Source organism: Amycolatopsis sp. NPDC114503, from assembly GCF_055633655.1.
In genome coordinates this window covers 565,918-579,526 of the sequence record NZ_JBVKDT010000005.1, presented here as the reverse complement: position 1 = coordinate 579,526, position 13,609 = coordinate 565,918, and the positions used below count along the sequence as shown (strand labels likewise).

Sequence of the window (13,609 nt, the reverse complement as noted above, 5' to 3'; positions counted from 1 at the left end):
CCGCTCAGCTTCCCGGCGGCGTCCATGGACCCGCCGGGAGGCCGACCTGGCGGAGAACGTCGGCGAGGTTGTAGTAGTCGGTGACTTGCCGGATCCGCTCGCCGCGCAGGTCGATCAGCGTGCTGACCGGCACGCGGAACGACTTGCCGGTGGCGGGCCGGGTCTTGTCGAACGCCCCGGTGTCGGTGCCGGAGAACGTCCAGCGCACCGCGATCCGGTCGCCGGAGCGGAACGCGTCCTGCACGTCGACGTGCGCGTTTCGGATGCTTCTCTCAGTGATTTCGACCCAGTTCGCGACGCCCTGAGGTCCGCTCATCGCGACCTGGAAGGCGTTGTCCTGGTAGATGCCGTCGCCGGTGAACAGCGAGGCCATTTTGGCTGCGTTTCCGGTGTTCCAAGCGTCGGCCCAGGCTTGGACGACGTGCGGAATCCTCGGGGTTGCCTGAGCGGTGCTGACCGCGCCGCCCACGCTTCCCGCGACCAGCACTGCGGCGATGCCACCCACGATGACGTTCCGGATCTTCTTCATGGCGTTTCCTCTCCGAGTTAGGCTTACGGTAGTAACCATAGAGTCGTAACCTAACACTTGTAAACCTATCTAGCTAACGACTGTAAGCTTGCGGTCGTGAACGCAGCAGAAGGACGCTCCCGGAACCGCCGCGGCGAAGGTGCCCGGCTGCGGGAGGAGATCGTGCGGGCGGCGGCCGAGATCCTCGACGAAGGCAGTGGCGAGGACGCGGTCACCCTGCGCGCGGTGGCCCGGCGGATCGGCATCGCGGCACCGTCCATCTACCGGCACTTCGCCGACCGCGACCAGATCCTGCTGGCGGTCGTGCAGGAAGCGTTCGCCGAGTTGAAGGAACGCATCGAAGCCGGACTGGCCGAGGTGGACAAGCCGGACGCGCGGCTGCGCTCGGTGTGCACGACCTACCTGGACTTCGCCCTCGAACGCCCGAATCGCTACCGCATCCTGTTCGGCGGAGTGTGGAATGCCGCGCGGGCAGCCGAGAATCCGGAGATGGCTCCGGCGGCGGAGGAGATCGGGCAGGACGTGTTCGCCCTGCTGGCGCAAGCAGTGCAGGACTGCGCGGACGCCGGCCTGTCGCGCAGCACTGCGGCATTCTCCGACGCGACTGCCTTGTGGGCCGGCCTGCACGGCTTAGCCGAGTTGCGCCCGGCGGCCCCGATGTTCCCTTGGCCGGACGGGGTTTTGGAAGTCTTGGTGGATCGGCTCGCCCTGCTGGACTGAGGTCTCGCCTCGCTTCACCTCGCCAGTGCGGGGCTCGCTCGCGGCTGTCCGTGAGGGGAACCCTGACGGAATCAGGGGCCCTCAGGGTTCCCCTCACGGACGGTGGAGGCGTGCGGGCCGGGCGAAGTCACGTGGGCCGAGCGAAGCTGCGCGGACCGGGTGAAGCCATGCGGGACGAGCGGGGTCGCGCTGGCCGGGCGGAGCTGCGCAGGCCACGTGGGGCCGAGCGAAGCTGCTCGGATCGAGCGGAGTCGCGCCGACCGGTGAAGCCATGCGGGACGAGCGGGGTCGCGCTGGCCGGGCGAAGCTGCGCAAGCCGACTGGGGTCGCGCAGACCGGGCGAAGCCGCACAAGCCGAGTGGGGTCGAGCGAAGCCACGCGGGCCGAGCGCAGCCGTGCAAGTCGAGCGGGCTACGCAGGCCGAGCGAAGCCGCGCAGGCCGAGCAGAGCCACGCAGGCCGAACGAAGCCAGGCGGGTCGAGCGAAGCCACGCGCACCGACCTGCGCCACGCGCACCGAGCCTTCCCCGGCGCAGCTGTCCCGCTGATCGGGACCAACCCCCACAATCCGGCCCCCGCGTCCGAACGGCCCAGCCTTCAGGCAAAACACCCCCGCGCCGTTAGCATTCCGTGACCAAGCCCCGACCCCGCGTATCGAGCGTGTCGGTTTCTACCCTGGTCACCGGATTAATCGGGCACACTCACTCATTCGGGTTAACAACTTCGCTATCTTGGACCACGTGGTGCACGCAAAGTCACGTTCCGCCCAACGGGCGAGCCTTCGGCTGGGTGCTGTGGCCGTCGCCACGGTCCTCGGGGCCGGGCTCGCCGGGGCCTACGTCGGCCTGCAGCGGACCGCGGAGGCCGAAACCGCCAAGCCGGTGTCGAACGTCGCCGTCGCGCGCGGCGCGAGCGGCAGCGCGGGCAATGCCAGCAGCACTGTCAGCGGCGGTACCGGAGGCAAGGCGCCGTCGTCCTCGCCGCCTTCCACGCCCGCACTGCCCGACCATCCCACCCCGTTCAGCGTCAAACTGTCCTCAAAGGACATTCCGGAGAAGGGCGGCGGCGTCCGCACCGGCGGCTGCAGCGGTTCGCTCATCGCTCCGCAATGGATCGTCACCGCCGGACACTGCTTCCACGACCTCGACGGCACCCGGGTCAGCGGCAAACCCGACTACACCATGACTGCCGCGATCGGGAAGCTCACCGATTCCGATCCACGCGGGCACGTGCTGAAGATCGTCGACGCGCGCCAGTCCGCGGTCAACGACCTCGCGCTCGCCAAGCTGTCCGAGCCGGTCACCGACATCGAACCGCTCGCGCTGCCGGACGGTCCGCCGGATCCGGGCCAGCACACGACGTTCGTCGGCTGGGGTTCGCTGAACGCCAAGGTCATCGTGCAGACCGACCACATCAAACGCGGCGATTTCCAGGTCGCCGAAGTGCGCAAGAACGAGATCACCCTCGATCCGCTGAAGAAGCGCACCGTCGAGAACAGCCCGTGCCCGGACGACTCGGGGTCGCCGTTCTTCGTACCGATCAAGGGAAAGAACACGCTGATCGCGGTCGAGAACTTCGGCCCCGACTGCCCTCAGCCCGGCACCGAAACCGCGGCGCGGGTGGATCAGCTCGTGTCGTGGATCAAGGGCGAGATCGGCGAATAAGACCTCACCGAGGCAGCAACGCCGCCAATTCCCGTGCGGCGGCACGCAAAGCGGGCACGAACTCCTCCAGTTGCGCGACCGTCAGCCGATAAGCCGGCGCCGCGGTGGACAACGCGGCGATCGCGGTCCCGTCCGGGGTCCTGATCGGAACGCCGACCGCGCGAATGCCTTCCTCGTGCTCCTCGTCAGCGATTGCGAAACCACGTTCGCGCACCGCCGCGATCTCCGTCGCGAACGCCTCGCGCGAGGTGATCGTGCGAGGGGCCAGCCCGGGCAGTTCCAGTGAAGCGACCAGCTCGTCGCGATTCGCCGCGAACGCGACCAGGCATTTGCCCATCGACGTGCAGTGCAACGGCCCGCGCGCACCCGGCTCGCCGCGGATCTGCAGCCGCTGCGACCCCTGCACCGAGTGCACGTAAACCTGGTTGTGCCCGTCCAGCACGGCCAGCAGCGTCGGCTCGCCGGTCTCCTCGGACAGCTTCTGCATCACCGGCAGCGCGACGCCCGCGAATCCGCGCGCCTGCGACACCGACTGACCCAGTTCGAACAGCCGCAACCCCAGCGAATACCGCTTCGACACCGGGTCGTTGCGCGCGAATCCCTCGCTCTGCAAGGAACTGAGCAACCGGTGCGTGGTGCTCACCGGGTATCCGGCGGCACGCGCCAGCTCGGACAGCGGCACGCCTTCGGGGTAGCCGCCGAGCAGGGACAGCACCCGCAAAGCCTTGCCGACCATGTCCGCCATCGGACCCCCTTGACGTCCCGGGCGCGGAGACGCACACTGCCTCTCACCGCATTGCGGAATAGCTTTCCATATTACGGAAAGTGCGTCAAGGACTTGGGTCAGCGGCGACAGGAGTACCGGATGAACACCGTCGAGCAGGCGGGCACGCTCGGGAGGCAGCGCTGGCTGCGGCTGATCCCGATCGTCTTCGTCACCTACAGCCTCGCCTACCTCGACCGGTCGAACTTCTCGATCGCGACCGCCGGCGGCATGGCCGAGGAGCTGAATCTCACGAGCACGACGTCCGGGCTGATCGCCGCGTCGTTCTTCCTCGGCTACTTCCTGCTGCAGGTCCCCGGCGTCCTCTACGCCGACCGCCGCAGCGTGCGGAGCCTGATCTTCTGGTCGGTGCTCGCGTGGGGCATCCTCGCGACCGCGCAGGGCCTGCTCAGTTCGGTGCCGGTGCTGATCGTGGTGCGGTTTCTGCTCGGCGCGGTGGAAGCGGCGGTGCTGCCCGCGCTCGTCGTGCTGCTCGCGCGGTGGTTCACGAAGGCCGAACGCGGGCGGGCCAACGCTTTCCTGATCCTCGGCAACCCGGTCACGGTGATGTGGCTGTCGGCGGCGTCGGGGTATTTGATCGAGGCGACGTCCTGGCGCGGCATGTTCATCATCGAGGGAATCCCGGCGCTGATCTGGGCGTTCGTGTTCCGCGCGCAGGTCCGAGACCGGCCCGCCGACACCCAGTGGCTCGACCCGGCCGGCCGCGAAGCGGTCGAGCGCGCTATCGCCGCGGAACAGGCGCAGCTTCCGGAACCAGCGGACCGTCCGGTGCGGGAAGCGTTGCGGTCCAAGGCGGTTCTGCTGCTGTCGGCGCAATATCTGTTGTGGAGCATCGGGGTTTACGGCTTCGTGTTCTGGCTGCCGTCGATCGTCAAGGCAGGCTCGTCCGCCGGAATCGGCGCGACCGGTTTGCTGTCGGCGATTCCGTACGCGTTCGCTGTGGTGGCGATGCTGATCAACTCGCGCAGTTCGGACCGATCCGGGATGCGTCGCCGATACGTCTGGCCATGGCTGCTCGCTGGCGCGGTCGCGTTCTACGGTTCGTATTTGCTGGGCAAACAACATTTCTGGTGGGCGTTCGTGCTGCTGGCAATCGCCGCAGTGGCCTTGTACGCGCCGTACGGCCCGTTCTTCGCGTTGATTTCCGAACTTCTGCCGCAGCGGACCGCCGGGGTGGCGGTAGCCGTGATCAACGCCGCCGGCGCGCTCGGCGGGTTCCTCGGGACCTACCTGGTCGGCTGGCTCGAATCCGCCACCGGCAGCACGGCTGCCGCGTTCCTGATGCTGGCGGGGACAATGGCCGCAGCCGCGGTGCTGGTAGTCGCGGTTCCGGTGAAAACGAAGGAAAGGCGAGCATGACCGCGCGTGTACTGGTGCCCTGGTCCGACATTTCCGTTCCGGCCGAACTGAACGCGGTCGTGTGGGACGGCCGCGGCACCCCGCCGGACGGCCTCGACGACGTCGAGTTCTACGTCCTGCCCTACGACCAAGGCCCGGCGGCGGCGAAGCTCATCCCGCAACTGCCGTCGCTGCGCGCGGTGCAGACGCTCTCCGCCGGTTACGACAACCTGCTGTCGCTCGTCCCGTCCGGCGTGCAGCTGGCGAACGGCCGGGGACTGCACGACCTCAGCGTCGCCGAGCACACTCTCGCGCTGATCCTTGCCGCACAACGGTATTTCCCGCGCTGGTTCGCGCAGCAGCAGACCGGCTCGTGGGACCGGGTGCACACCCGCTCGCTCGCCGACTGCCGGGTCCTGCTGGTCGGCTACGGCTCGATCGGCCGAGCCATCGAGCGGTACCTCGAAGCAGGCGAGGCCGAGGTGGTCCGGGTCTCCAGCACCGCTCGCGACGGCGTGCACGGCATCGCCGAACTGCCGGACCTCCTGCCGACCGCGGACATCGTGGTGCTGATCCTGCCCGACACCCCGCAGACTCGGGGCCTCCTCGGCACCGCGGAACTGGCTCTGCTGCCGGACACGGCGTTGGTCGTGAACGTCGGCCGCGGCACCGCCGTCGACACCGACGCACTCACCGCCGAGGTCTCCGCCGGCCGTCTGCGCGCGGCGCTCGACGTCGTCGACCCGGAACCGCTGCCCGCCGATCATCCACTGTGGACGCTCGACGGCGCGATCATCACCCCGCACATCGCAGGCGGTTCGGACTCGTTCTACCCGCGCGCGAAGCAGCTGGCCGAACGCCAGCTCGCGCACTACGCGAAGGGCGAGCCGCTGGAGAACCTGGTCAACTGAGCACGGCCGCGATAGCGGGTTGATAGGCGCGATCTGGTCGGGCGTCCAGCGTCCGGCCAGATCGTGCGTGACGATCCGGTAGACGAGCGCGCGGATCAGCATCTGCCGCCATTCGGGCAGATGCGCCCAGCGGTCGATGAGACCGGGAGTCGCTTGGTACCAGCACAATGCGTCGGCGACCGCCACCGCGGCGGCCCACGACGGGGGACGTCAGTAGACCGCCCAGTCGATCACCGCGGGCGGCTGTCCCGGCGCGAAGAGGACGTTGCCGGGGAGATCGCCGTGGACCGCCTGCGCGGCCGACTCCACCGGACGGCGCGCCTCGAGCAACGGGCGGAGGAGGTCGCGAGCGGGCGCCGAGCCCTCGGGCGGCAATTCCTCCCAGGCGATCCGGTCTCCGATGGTCCAGGGATCGGTCCGGAAATCGAGGAAGTCCGGACGCGGCAGCCGGGCGACCGCCTGATGGAACGCGATCCCGGCCCGAATCGCGTCGTCGGGCCGGGAAGTGTCCGGGCTGCCAGGCATCAGTCGGCTCGCCTCCCAGCCGAGCGACGGATGACCACCGGATGAATTCTGGCCGGCGGATGCCCCCGCTATCCATTCCCCGTCGCGAGCCCGAATCGGCCGAGCGATCCGGAACTCCGCCGACTCCGCCACCTCGGCGAGCACCGCCGCCCGCCACCGCGTTTCCGGAGCGAACTCCACCGGTTTCACCACGATGTCCCCGGCGCGCCAGGTCTCGCCTTTCCCGCCTTCCAGCCGAACCGGCACCTCGCTGCAGCCGAACGCGGCCAGCACGTCCGCCGGTGGTTGCTTGTTCAACGTTCTGCGCCTTTCTCTCGGGTTTCCGCAGCTCCTCGCATATCTACCCAGAGCAACACAAGAGGAGGAACGACTCCGACTGGTGGTACGAAAGCGCAGTCAGGGGACCACCCACAGTGCACATGTGAGCCCTGTGTATGCTTCGCCATCGCTTGACTGGGTGGATTCTTCACCCGAATTGGTGGCCGCCGTGGTCGGGGAGATGTGGTCTCACGCGGTCCGTTGTTCGTGGTTCGGGACTGGATGGGAGAAAGCATGCACGGCAGGTCAATTCTGGTCCGGGGAGGGGCCGCGGTGGCTTCCGCGGCAGCGGCACTCATGATCGCCGCGCCGGTCGCCCTCGCCGACGACAACGCCCCCACGGCGCGCAGCGGCGCGGCCTCGGGCGAGCTGGTGAACGGCGGCACGTCGGGCTTCGACGTCAACATCGCCGACAAGGGCAAGGTCCAGACGACGCTGTTCAACTTCAAGCTGTCCGACGGCGCCCTCTCGAAGATGTACTGCGTGCAGATCGAGGTCGGCGCGCGGTACGGCGAGCCGATGCTCGAGCACGCGTGGAACGACTACCCCGACGCGAAGTCGCCGTTCCGCAAGAACAACAAGAACATCAACTGGGTGCTGCACCACAGCTACCCGTCCGAGGACGTCGCGTCCCTCGAGAAGACGCTGACCGGCAAGGGCGCCAAGCTCCACGACGGTCTGTCCACGAAGGAAGCGCTGACCGCGACGCAGGCCGCGGTGTGGCACTACAGCGACGGCAAGGACCTCGACGCCGAAAACCCGCTGGCCAACGGCTCCGAGGACGAAGCGGCCGACGTGCTCGCGCTGTACAAGTACCTGACCGGCGACGCGAACACCGGCGTCGAGGAGACGAAGCCGGCGCTGAGCATCACTCCGGCGAAGGCGTCCGGCGAAGCGGGCACGAAGATCGGCCCGTTCACTGTCGCGACGACCGGCAGCGTCACCGACTTCACGAGCAAGCTCCCCGAGGGCGTGAAGGTCGTCGGTGAAAACGGCCAGGAGATCAAGTCCTCGGCGATCAAGAACGGCACGAAGCTGTTCCTGGACGTCCCGAAGGACGCGAAGGCCGGCACGGCCGAACTCGCGGTGAAGGCCTCGGGCGACGTCAACACCGGTCGCCTGTTCGTGGCCAAGAACTACGCGGACAAGCCGGCGCAGTCGCTGATCGTGGCACAGTCGCAGAAGAGCAGCGTCCAGGCCGCCGCAACCGGCACCTGGACCGAAACCGGCCCGGTCACCACCGCGCCCGCGACGACCGCCCCCGCAGCCGGCGGCAACAACTCGGGCCAGACCCCGCTGGCGAACACCGGCGTGAACGCGGCCCTGCCGATCGGAATCGGCGCAGCCCTGGTGGTCGCTGGCGGCGCGATGCTGCTGGTGGTTCGCCGCCGTCGGAGCAACGCCTGATCTACCCGAAGTAAGACGCGCTAAGCAAGCGGGCCGGTCCATTTAGGACCGGCCCGCTTTGCTATGCGCGGCAGGCAATCGGCACCGCCGCAGCATCACGGCCACCTCCGCCGCTCACCTTCGCTGGCATCGCCGCACCTCCGCACCGCCGCACCGCCGAGAAGTCCGTGAAGGGCTCCTTGAGGGAATCTAATTCCCTCAAGGAGCCCTTTCACGGACTTCCGAGCCTTGGCCGGATTCCGTGAGGGCCACCTTCACGGACTTCAGGGTTGGTGGGTTGGGTGGTGTTCCGTGAGGGGAACCCGCACAGCCTCTGATTCCTTCAGGGTTCCCCTCACAGACGACTGCCCGCCGCCCGCCACCGCCGCGACGCACCCACCGCCACTTTCGAGGCACTAACCCCCGCCGCGACCCCAGCTCCACCAGGCACCCAGGCCGCCGTGCACCCCCTGCAAAACCGCAGCCAGCGAATCCAGCCTAACCAGGCACCCAGGCCGCCGCGTACCACCGGCCAAACCGCAGCCCACGCACCCAACCCCTCAAGGCGCCCACACCCCCCGCACCCCGATACGAAACAAAGCTCTGTTCTGGGGGGGTTTGTAAAGACATCTTTCCCCCCTGAAAAACCCACCCCAGACCGTCATCACAATCATGCTTCGGGGTGCCCCCGCCACACTCCCGCCCCGCGATGTGCGAAGCACGAGCAGTCAGTTAACGCAAGTAACCCCATCAGCAGTAATATCCGGCGCACCCCCAGCCGGAGCCTCCATCACCGCCGGAGCGGAAGCCGGATGCACCCCGGAATCATCCGAGTACTTCTGCCCCAAATAAACCCGGAAATGATCCTTCTCAAGAGAATTATCCGAAGCCACCGCAACCCCGCCAAGCTTCTCGCCGATAGCCTCAGCCTGACTACGCTGCCCCCGCCCGTAATACACAGTCGACGTCCGCCGAGTAGCACTATTCGAAACAGACCCCCGCGCATACCCAGCAGCAGCGAGCTTGTCCGCAACCCGGTTAGCCAGCCCATCCACCCCGGACGAGTTGCGCACATCAACCACATACCCCGCCAACGCAGGATCCCCACCAGACGACGACGGCGGCGCGGAAGCAGAGGAAGAGGGGGACGAAGAAGACTCCCCAGTCTGCTCCCGAACAAACTGCTGCACCTGCTTAGGATCCACCTGCACGGCATCACCATCATTAGGCGTCTTCAACGTAATACTGACCACCGGCACGGTAACGAAGTTGATACTCCCCGCACTCATCCCGTGCAACTGCTGAGCAAACCCCAGCAAATCCCAGTTGGTATCAACGACAACAGCCTTCTTGACCGCCCCGATCAACGCATCCAACTTGCCCGGATCCGTCAACGTCCCAGCGGAAAGAATGGTCTTGGCCATGCTGGCCATAAAAACCTGCTGCCGCTTGATCCGATCCAGGTCCCCGTTGGGCAACCCATGCCGCTGCCGCACGAACTGCAACGCCTGCGCCCCGGCGACATTCTGCGGCCCAGCAGGAAAATTAGCCCCAGAGTAACTATCCTTAACCGGAGCCTTGAGGCAAACCGGAACCCCGCCAACAGCCTGGCTGACGTAATAGAACCCCGCCAGGTTCACCGCCGCGTAGTGCGTGATGGTGAGCCCGGTCAGTTGCTGAACCGTCTCGATCGCAGTCTTGGCCCCGGCCTGAGCCGAGTCGGTCTCCAGCTGCGCCCCGGACTCGCCAGCAGCTTTCAACTCATTCTTCCGGGCAATCTGCCCATAAGTATAAGCCGAATTGATCTTGTGCTTCCCGAACTTCCCGGCAAGCTGGACATAAGAGTCACGCGGGATGGAAATCGCCGTAGCGTTCCCGCCGCCCGCCGGAATGTGCACGACGATCATCGTGTCGGTCGTGTCGCCGCCGTCCTCCGCACCGCCCGCGTGCAGCTGGTCGAGCACGTCGTCGGGCAGCGGGTTGCCCTCCGCGTCGGTGCGCGTGTCGAGGCCGACCATCAGGATGTTCTGCTCGCCCATCGGCGAACCGGCCCCGGCGCCGATGACGTCGGACCTGGTCAGGCCGTCGGTGATCTGGTTCAGCTTCGACCATGCGAAGGCGGTGCCGCCGAGGACGAGCAGCGAAACCACGGCCAGGAGCACCTGGGCGACGCGGATCGCGCTGGCGGTCTTGCGACGACGCATCGGGGTTCCTCTTCCTGCCACGTCCGGTGGTCGAAAGACCCACGGTAGCGGGCGTCTCACCTGGACGGGTTACCGCTTACCCCCAATTGCGGGAAACGTGCCCGGAATGTCGGACCGAGGGTGCTTCTTCGCAGTCGGCCCGGTCTCGACTCTCATTCTACAGAGATGTAGTTTTACTACAGACATGTAGAAGTCGAAAGGGGTGCCGGATGGCCCGCGTGGTGATCGTGTCCGCCCGGATCGGGGCAGGTCACGACGGTGCCGCCAGGGAGCTGGACCGATGGTTCGCCGACCGCGGCGCACACGTCGTCCGCGCTGATTTCCTGGACCTGCTCCCGGGAAGACTCGGCGAACTGCTCTGCGGCGCCTACCACCAGCAGCTCAACACGGTCCCGCGCAGCTGGGACTGGCTGCTCGGCGCACTCGGCACCCCCGCGCTGGCCGGAGCCGCCCGCCGGTTCGCCGGCCTCGCCACGCCGAGGCTCCGGGAACTGCTCGGCGACAACACCGACGTCGTCGTATCGACTTATCCGCTCGCCACGCACGCCGTCGCCCGGCTGCGGCGCTCGAACGAACTGACCGCGCCTCTGGTCGTCTACCTCACCGACCCGTCGGTGCACCGGCTGTGCGTGAGCCAGGACGCGACGCTCACCGTCGCTCCCAACGAAACCGCCGCCCGCCAAGCCAAGGCGCTCGGAGCCGGTCGCACTCTCGTCTCGCGTCCGCTGGTCGCACCCGCGTTCCGGCCGTCCGCCGGGATGACCGAACGGCTCCGGCTCCGGCTCGCCTTCGGCCTTCCGCACGACGGTCCGCTCGCGTTGGTCGTCGCCGGATCCTGGGGCGTCGGCCAAATCGGACAGACCGCCGACGACCTCCTCGCGACCGGACTCGTCGAGCCGGTCGTGGTCTGCGGTCGCAACGAAGCATTGGCCGAAAAGCTGCGGAAAACCGGACACCGGCACGTGTTCGGCTGGGTAGACAAGATGCCGGAGCTGCTGCGCGCGTGCGACGTCGTGGTGCAGAACGCGGGCGGGCTGACGACGTCGGAAGCACTCGCGACCGGTCTGCCGGTGCTGACTTACCGCTGCCTGCCCGGCCACGGCCGCGCCAACGCCGCGGTACTGCACGACGACGGCATCGTGCCGTGGGTCCACTCGCCAAGTGAACTGACCGAAGCGCTGGAATGGTTGCTGCGGCGGCCGGTCAAGGCAGCCGGATGATCCGCGGACTCGCCGCAGCGGCCGTCGCGCACGCGGCACCGGCCGCGTTGTTCGTGCCGCAGTTGCGCCCGCCGCGCTTGGCCGGACGCGGCGACCCAAGCCACGTAGCGCTGACCTTCGACGACGGGCCGAACCCAGAGTCCACGCCGCAGTTCCTCCGAATCCTCGAGAAACTGGACGTCCGAGCGACCTTCTTCATGCTGGGCCGGGAACTGTCCGCCGAGCCGGAACTAGGCCGGGACATCGCCGCGGCCGGACACGAGATCGCAGTCCACGGCTGGGATCACCGCTGCTTCCTGCGCCGCTCCCCGAAGGTCCTGCACGACGAGCTCAGGCACACCGCCGATCTGATCGAACTCGTCACCGGCGCCCGACCGCAGTGGCTGCGCGCGCCGTACGGGGTGTTCAGCGCGAGTTCTCTGGTTTCGGCGCGAATCCTCGGGCTTCAGCCCGTTTTGTGGAGTGCCTGGGGATTCGACTGGACCAATCGCGCCACTCCGCGTTCAGTCGTGCGCACTGTGCGTCGAAGGCTGACCGGCGGCGGCACGATTCTGTTGCACGACTCCGACATCGCCGCCGCACCAGGAGCGTGGCGGTCAGCGCTCGGCGCAATCCCGGTGCTGGTGTCGGAATGCCGACAGCGTGGGCTCGCCGTGGGTCCCTTGCGAGAGCACGCAAGCGGCCTGCTGAGCGGTCTCGAGGCCGGTGTGCAGATCGGTGGCCGCGTCGAGCGTGCAAGCCGCCGACCAGGCGCAAGCGCCGAGAACGACCGCCACCGCGACCGCCGCCAGTGGCTTTCGCCGCGAGCCTGACGACGGGGCGGACAGCAGCGCGCGCACGCGTTGCGGCACCGGCCCGCCGGTCGCGGCAAGCGCGAGCGACGGTTGGGAACGGCTGGCCAGCGCCGCCTTCGCCACCGCCGTGGCCACCAGCTTCCGGTCTCCGACGCGATCCGCGGCCGCTTCGTCCGCCCAGCGTTCCAGCGCGAACCGGGCGGCCGAACCGAGCGGACGCAACACCGGATTGACCGTGGTCGCGACCGTGACGATCGCGGCGAAAACATGGTGCCGCAGCCGCAAATGCGCGCGTTCGTGCGCGAGCAGAGCGCGGCGTTCCTGAGGTTCCAGCGCCGAGAGCATCCCGCTGGACACCGCGATCCGGCCGCCGCCTCCGGCCACCGCGAACGCGACCGGTTCCTCGCCCGGCAGCAGCACGAAGCCAGCCTCGCGCGTGTGCGTGTTCAGCTCGGCGTGCACCTTCCGGTGCCAGCGCACGTACTGAATCGCCGCGCGGGTCAACGCGACCCCGGCGGCCACCAGCGCGATCCCGCTGACGATCGCCAGCGGCAGGTTCACCGCGTCGGCCCCGTGGAATGCGACCGCGGAGAAATCGCCCAGCTCGCCGACAAACGGCAGCTGCGCCAGACCCGCGGCCGCGAGGACCGCGAGCGTCGCCGTGCTGCCGACAGCGAGCACCAGCGCGGAACCGGCGAGCAGCCAGCTGCCCAGCCGAGGCGACAACCGGGGCGCGACCCAGCGTGCCACCGGCCAGGAGGCCAACGGCAGCAGCAGTGGGGCGAGCAGGTCGAGGTTCACGATCAGCCGCCGTTCTGGCGCAGCAGATCGCGCAGCACGCGCTCGTCCGATTCGGACAGGTTCGACACGAATTTCGCCAGCACGCTGGACCGGTCGGCTTCGGCGTCGAGCACCTTGCTCATCCGGCGGGCGGCGAGCCCGGGTTCGTCGTCGGCGGCGCGGTAGGTGAACGAGCGGCCCTGCTTCTCCCGGGTCGCCACGCCCTTCTCGAACAGCCGGGACAGGATCGTGACGACGGTGGTGTAGGCCAGCCCGCCGCCGATCCGCTCCTGCACGCCCGCGGCCGACATCGGCTCGTCGGACTCCCACAGCACCGTGAGCACCTCGGCCTCCAGCTCGCCGGGAGCCCGCCGGGCGCTCTCGCCCTGTCCGTTGCGCATGGCCCAAATTCTACCTGTTTGTCGAAGCTGCTCGGC

The 13,609-nt window shown here is 68.1% G+C and carries 13 protein-coding genes and 1 pseudogene; 7 read left to right on the top strand and 7 right to left on the bottom strand.

From position 1 onward, the window contains the following. Positions 1-4: 4 nt before the first annotated feature. Positions 5-529, bottom strand: a complete 525-nt coding sequence (locus tag ACZ7OI_RS24445) for an ester cyclase (protein WP_470266482.1) — start codon at positions 527-529, stop codon at positions 5-7. 96 nt (positions 530-625) lie between these two features. On the opposite strand from ACZ7OI_RS24445, the gene ACZ7OI_RS24440 reads away from it, so the two are divergent. Beyond that, complete coding sequence (locus tag ACZ7OI_RS24440; RefSeq protein ID WP_470266481.1) at positions 626-1,249, top strand: TetR/AcrR family transcriptional regulator; 624 nt, start codon at positions 626-628, stop codon at positions 1,247-1,249. A gap of 793 nt (positions 1,250-2,042) precedes the next feature. After that, positions 2,043-2,912 (top strand): S1 family peptidase, encoded by an 870-nt coding sequence (locus ACZ7OI_RS24435; protein ID WP_470266480.1) that lies wholly within the window; start codon positions 2,043-2,045, stop codon positions 2,910-2,912. Positions 2,913-2,916: 4 nt separating this feature from the next. On the opposite strand, the gene ACZ7OI_RS24430 is transcribed toward ACZ7OI_RS24435, so the two are convergent. Continuing rightward, a complete protein-coding gene (locus ACZ7OI_RS24430) occupies positions 2,917-3,657 on the bottom strand; it encodes an IclR family transcriptional regulator (protein WP_470266479.1) in 741 nt (246 codons plus the stop codon). 120 nt (positions 3,658-3,777) lie between these two features. Between ACZ7OI_RS24430 and ACZ7OI_RS24425 the strand changes: the two genes are divergently transcribed. Together ACZ7OI_RS24425 and ACZ7OI_RS24420 are read left to right on the top strand one after the other, a co-directional pair. Beyond that, positions 3,778-5,055 (top strand): MFS transporter, encoded by a 1,278-nt coding sequence (locus tag ACZ7OI_RS24425; protein WP_470266478.1) that lies wholly within the window; start codon positions 3,778-3,780, stop codon positions 5,053-5,055. Next, positions 5,052-5,945: a 2-hydroxyacid dehydrogenase gene (locus tag ACZ7OI_RS24420; RefSeq protein ID WP_470266477.1), complete on the top strand. Its 894-nt coding sequence runs from the start codon at positions 5,052-5,054 to the stop codon at positions 5,943-5,945. The genes ACZ7OI_RS24425 and ACZ7OI_RS24420 overlap by 4 nt, the downstream gene beginning before the upstream one ends. A 210-nt stretch (positions 5,946-6,155) precedes the next feature. On the opposite strand, the gene ACZ7OI_RS24415 is transcribed toward ACZ7OI_RS24420, so the two are convergent. After that, positions 6,156-6,767, bottom strand: a complete 612-nt coding sequence (locus ACZ7OI_RS24415; RefSeq protein WP_470266476.1) for a phosphotransferase — start codon at positions 6,765-6,767, stop codon at positions 6,156-6,158. 294 nt (positions 6,768-7,061) lie between these two features. On the opposite strand from ACZ7OI_RS24415, the gene ACZ7OI_RS24410 reads away from it, so the two are divergent. Then, a complete protein-coding gene (locus ACZ7OI_RS24410) occupies positions 7,062-8,195 on the top strand; it encodes a thioester domain-containing protein (protein WP_470266475.1) in 1,134 nt (377 codons plus the stop codon). A 707-nt stretch (positions 8,196-8,902) separates the two neighbouring features. Here the strand turns inward: ACZ7OI_RS24410 and ACZ7OI_RS24405 are convergent. Beyond that, entirely contained in the window at positions 8,903-10,378 is a 1,476-nt protein-coding gene (locus ACZ7OI_RS24405) for an LCP family protein (RefSeq protein ID WP_470266474.1), read from the bottom strand. A 209-nt stretch (positions 10,379-10,587) separates the two neighbouring features. On the opposite strand from ACZ7OI_RS24405, the gene ACZ7OI_RS24400 reads away from it, so the two are divergent. Then, positions 10,588-11,598, top strand: a complete 1,011-nt coding sequence (locus ACZ7OI_RS24400) for a glycosyltransferase (protein ID WP_470266473.1) — start codon at positions 10,588-10,590, stop codon at positions 11,596-11,598. Here the strand turns inward: ACZ7OI_RS24400 and ACZ7OI_RS24395 are convergent. Then, a complete protein-coding gene (locus ACZ7OI_RS24395; protein WP_470266688.1) occupies positions 11,582-11,743 on the bottom strand; it encodes a hypothetical protein in 162 nt (53 codons plus the stop codon). The two genes, ACZ7OI_RS24400 and ACZ7OI_RS24395, sit on opposite strands and share 17 nt — an antisense overlap. On the opposite strand from ACZ7OI_RS24395, the pseudogene ACZ7OI_RS24390 reads away from it, so the two are divergent. Further along, positions 11,676-11,990 (top strand): annotated as a pseudogene (locus ACZ7OI_RS24390) (polysaccharide deacetylase family protein); the annotation flags it as partial. The gene ACZ7OI_RS24395 and the pseudogene ACZ7OI_RS24390 overlap by 68 nt on opposite strands. 204 nt (positions 11,991-12,194) lie before the next feature. Here ACZ7OI_RS24390 and ACZ7OI_RS24385 read toward each other — a convergent pair. Together ACZ7OI_RS24385 and ACZ7OI_RS24380 are read right to left on the bottom strand one after the other, a co-directional pair. Next, complete coding sequence (locus ACZ7OI_RS24385) at positions 12,195-13,193, bottom strand: M56 family metallopeptidase (protein ID WP_470266472.1); 999 nt, start codon at positions 13,191-13,193, stop codon at positions 12,195-12,197. Positions 13,194-13,195: 2 nt separating this feature from the next. Further along, entirely contained in the window at positions 13,196-13,573 is a 378-nt protein-coding gene (locus tag ACZ7OI_RS24380) for a BlaI/MecI/CopY family transcriptional regulator (protein ID WP_470266471.1), read from the bottom strand. Positions 13,574-13,609: the final 36 nt, after the last annotated feature.